Origin of the sequence: Aggregatibacter sp. oral taxon 458 str. W10330, from assembly GCF_000466335.1 — a bacterium.
GTDB lineage: Bacteria > Pseudomonadota > Gammaproteobacteria > Enterobacterales > Pasteurellaceae > Aggregatibacter.
On the sequence record NZ_KE952614.1, the window covers coordinates 108,579 to 113,527 of the forward strand.

General features: G+C 44.4%; 2 protein-coding genes. Both read right to left on the bottom strand.

The window, feature by feature from the left end:
- Positions 1-69: 69 nt before the first annotated feature.
- Complete coding sequence (locus tag HMPREF9065_RS02410; protein ID WP_021616614.1) at positions 70-3,231, bottom strand: type I restriction endonuclease subunit R; 3,162 nt, start codon at positions 3,229-3,231, stop codon at positions 70-72.
- A 459-nt stretch (positions 3,232-3,690) separates the two neighbouring features.
- Entirely contained in the window at positions 3,691-4,794 is a 1,104-nt protein-coding gene (locus tag HMPREF9065_RS02405; RefSeq protein ID WP_033002662.1) for a Fic family protein, read from the bottom strand.
- Between the last annotated feature and the right edge of the window lie 155 nt (positions 4,795-4,949).

A 4,949-nucleotide genomic window follows, 5' to 3' on the forward strand; every position in this document is an offset into this window, starting at 1 on the left:
TAGTGATATGAAAATAAACACGGTTACCGGTTTTCACACGCCCCTTGAAGGTTTGTGAAGTATAGACCCTTACTGGGCTAATTCTTCTGCAATTTCTTCCGCTTGCTTAATCACATAGCTCACGGCTTCTTCTTGTTTATCCGGCGGATATTTGTAGCGTTGCAAGGCGCGTTTCACGAGAATACGCATTTTGGCACGAACGCCTTCTTTGTATTGCCAGTCAATCGTAACTGAGCGTTTTAATGTATCAGTAATTTCTTTGGCTAGTTTGGAAAGCACTTCATCGCCCATCAGTTCCCGTGCGCTTTGGTTTTGTGCAAGTGCTTCATAGAATGCCAATTCTTCTTTTTTCAAGCCTAACTTTTCACCTAAAGCTAAGCGTTCTTGGAAGTCTTGGCTCATTTTGAAGAGCTCATCCAAAATTTCTACCACGCTTAAATTGTGGTTGTGATATTGGTTTAAGGCTTCTTTCAAACGTTGCTCAAAGTCTTTTTGCAAGGTGAGGTTTGCACCTGATTTGGCTTTGATTTCGCTTGCCAAATACCGCTCCATTGCGCTGACCCATAAATTCTTCGTCGGGCTGTTTTTGATGGTCTGTAAAAACTCTTCGGAAAGCAGGCTGATTTGTGGCTGCGGTTTTTCCAGCAGATCAAATAAATCAATGACGCCTTCGGAATAGACGGTTTGATTGACCAATTTTTTTAATAAAATCTGTCTTTCATTTGTGCCCGTGCCGTTTTGTTCGCGCTTAGTGAGAATGGCACGCACGGCATCATAAAAGGCAATCTCTTGGTTGTATGGCTCGACTTCCGCTAAGGCACCACATAGCATATAACCTTTTTTCACCAAGCCAGCCGCTTTCAAAAAGGCTTTTTTGCGAGGCTCGGCTTCTTTTTTATCAAACCAATGTTGCTCGTGCGCTTTGCCATCAAAAGGTAATTGATCAAGACTTAAAATATGGTTGGCGGCAAAACGAATCGCCATTAGTAATTCATGTGGTTCGTCCTTCTCTAAGGCGGCTTGAACATCAAACGTTTTCCCTTCAACCGGCGTTGCAAACAGGCTACGCACAAATTCTAAATGCTCTTTCATTTTAAAGAACACATCAATCACGCTATCCGTCAGCTTGCCCTTGCCTTGCGAATTGGTGTATTGCCGGGTGGCTTTTTTGAGCTCGTCAGCAATGCCTACATAATCCACAATCAAGCCGCCATTTTCTCGGCTTTTATTACGGAATACACGGTTAACCCGAGCAATCGCCTGCATCAGGTTATGCCCCTGCATCGGCTTGTCGATATACATCGTATTACAACAAGGCGCATCAAAGCCCGTCAGCCACATATCGCGCACAATCACCACTTTCAGCGGATCGTTTGGGTCTTTAAAGCGGCGTTCCAGCGTTTGTTTTTCCTGTTTACTGTAAACGTGTTTCTGCATTTCCGGCGCATCGGAAGCAGAACCTGTCATCACAATTTTAATCGCCCCTTCGTTAATATTGTCCGAATGCCATTCAGGACGCAGTTTGATGATTTCATTGTATAAGTCCACGCAAATCTGACGACTGGAAACCACTATCATTGCTTTGCTATCGACCACTTCATTGCGTTTGGCAAAATGCTGCACAAAATCTGCGGCTAAATCGGCAAGGCGGGCTTGCGAACCCAGCAATTTTTCCTGCAAACGCAGGGCAGGGGATTGCTCCTCTTCCAGCAAATCATCAATTTCTTTGAATAGTTCATCGTGTTCTTTTTCGTTTAAGCGGATTTGGCGCGCTTCATACACAATCGGCACCGTTGCGCCATCTTCCACCGCATCTTGCAAGTCATAAATCGACACATAACGCCCAAACACATCTTGCGTGTCCTTATCTTCTAGGCTAATCGGCGTACCGGTAAAACCGATAAACGAAGCATTAGGTAGCGCATCGCGCAAATGGCGGGCGTAGCCTGCCTGAAATTTGCCTTTATGCAATTTTTGCGTAAAGCCATATTGGCTGCGGTGTGCCTCATCGCTGATTACAATAATATTGCTGCGCTCATTTAAAACAGGGAAGCAGCTTTCTTCCTCATTTAGGGCGAATTTCTGAATCGTCGTAAAAAACACGCCGCCGACTTCATTTTGCGCGAGCAGTTGGCGCAGTTGATCGCTGTCTTCCACTTGTTGCGGTGTTTGTTTGATTAAATCTTTGCCTGAAGAAAAGGTTTGGAAAAGCTGACCGTCCAAATCGTTGCGGTCGGTGACCACCACAATGGTAGGATTTTTCAATTCAGGCTGCGCAAGCAGTTTGCCGGCATAAAACAACATGGAAATAGATTTACCCGAACCCTGCGTATGCCACATCACGCCAATGCGGTGGTCGCCTTTTTCCGAAGTCGCAAAAAGAGTGGAATCGACCGCTTCATTTACGCCGTAATATTGATGGTATGCCGCGATTTTTTTAATGGTTTTACCATTGGAATCCCGCTCAAATAAGACGAAATAGCGGATATAGTCCAATAAATCCTCAGGCTTCATCAAGCCATTGAGCAGGCTTTGCAATTCATCGTCAAAATATAAGCGCGCGCTTTGATTTTTTTCATCCACCACTTTCCACGGTGTAAAGCGTTGGAAATCTGCCGAAAGCGAGCCCAAGCGTGCGGCAATGCCGTCTGAAATAATCAGGGCTTGGTTGTAAACAAACAGCTCGGCAATCTCATCTTTATAGGTTTCAAACTGATTAAATGCCTGCAATAAATCCGCCGATTCACGCAGCGGATTTTTGAGCTCAAATACCACCAAGGGCAGACTATTGACAAAGCCGATAATATCGGGAATCCGTTTGCCCCCTTTACGGCTGCGGATTTCCAGCTGATTGACGGCAACAAAGCGGTTGTTCTTCACCTGCTCAAAATCCACCAAGCGCGCCATTTCTATTTTTTGCTCACCGTTTGCCTGGTATTCCACCCGCACGCCATCACGCAACAGTTTATAAAACGCCTGATTACGCACCACCAAGTCGCCGATATCGGTTTTCGTCGCGGATTTCACCACAGAATCAACCGCACTTTCAGGCAGTTGCGGATTAAGTTTACGCACCGCCTCACGCAGTTGCTCAATAAAGACTACGCCGCTCAAATCGCCACGGGCAAACTCGCCTTCATGAACAGGCAAGTCTTTACCATAGCGATATTCCCAACCGAGGGATTGTAGGCGTTGAATGGTGAGTTGTTCGATGTCGTTTTCGTTGAGCATAGGTGTTCCTTTTGTGTATTTGCTGTCTTTGGGGAGCTAATGGATTAATTTCTTCGTTTATTGATACTGCCAAATCTCCCCTACCCCTCTTTGCTAAAGAGGAGGATTTCTTGAGTAAATTGCCGGCAACTGGCTCATTGCTAATCTAAGAAAATTTCAATCTCTCATCGCATATTAAAGTAGTAAACCAAAATTCAAATTACCCTCGATTCAATCCCCCTCTTTAGCAAAGAGGGGTAGGGAAGATTTGGTGGAAGTGAAATTAGCTTTGTGGCTCATGAGTCCTTGTAAGGTGCACTTTAGCCCACCAAATATTTATTCATCCGACCACATTTAACCAATCAACCTTCGCTCAAATCCCCCTCTTTAGCAAAGAGGGGTTAGGGGAGATTTGGCAGAAGTGAAATCAGCCTTATGGTTCATTAGCCCTTGTAAGGGGACTTTAACCCTCCAAGTTTTCTACGGCACGATTTCGTAATACAGGCTTCGTCCGCCGCCACTTGTACGCAAAATGTTTTTTGCAACTAAATCCGTGAGATCGCGCAGTGCCGTATCGCGCGAAACTTTCGTTAATGCGGCATATTTTTTATTGGTTAAATTGCCTTCAAAATCATCCAATAAACGATTTAATACCTTGCGTTGTCGTTCGTTTAAATCGAATTTTCGCCATTTTTGCCAATAACGATGTTTGGCTAACACCTGATCTAAGGTCTCTTGGGTAGCATGCATTGCCTCAATCATATTTTGAATGAACCATGCAATCCACGTTGTTATATTTGTGAAGCCTTTTTGCGTATTTTCTAAAATCTCATAATAATCCGACCGCACTTTTTGAATTTGTGCGGAAAGACTATAAAAACGCGGAGCGTTTTTTTCTGTTTTTGCCAGTAAAAAATCCGCAATCGCACGGGCAATACGTCCATTGCCATCTTCAAAAGGATGTAACGTCAAAAACCACAAATGGGCAATCGCCACTTTAATAAAGGGATCACCTTTTTCTTCGCGATTAATCCAAGCTAAAAAACGTTGCATTTCAACGTCTAGTGTTTCTGCCGGTGGGGCTTCAAAATGGATTTTTTGCTTTCCAATGTTGCCGGAAATCACCTGCATTGCGCCCTGTTTGTCATCGCGCAATGCCGCAACGTTAATTTTCGACATTCCGCTATAACCGGTCGGAAAAAGCGCAGCGTGCCATGCAAATAAGCGTTCTAATGTCAAGGGTGTATCTACATTGGTCGTAGCATCGAGGGTCATTTCGACGATGCCTTCAACGGCTCGATCCACTGGCAATAAACCGCCGATTTCAACGCCAAGACGACGCGCAAGGGAAGAACGCACTGATTGAGGATTCAGCCATTCCCCTTCAATTTCACTGCTTTTGACGATGCTATGCGTCAGCGATTGCAGACCCAGTTGTGCCAATTCCTCAAAGCCAATATCCCATAAACGACCAAATAGTCGTCCTTGCTGATAGTGCGCTTGATTGAGCAAAGGCAGTAATGCGGTTAAATCATAATTCCATGTTGTCCAATTTTTCTGTTGCCAAATATATTTCTCATTCATCATACAGCGATTCCCTCTTCTATTTGCCTTAAAATATAAGGCAAATACTAAGGCGATTTGACGGATTTGTCTATGGTGATGTTTTTATTGAGCATCATAGATTCCTGAGCGTGTTTGGCTTTAAATCTCCCCTAACCCCTCTTTGCTAAAGAGGG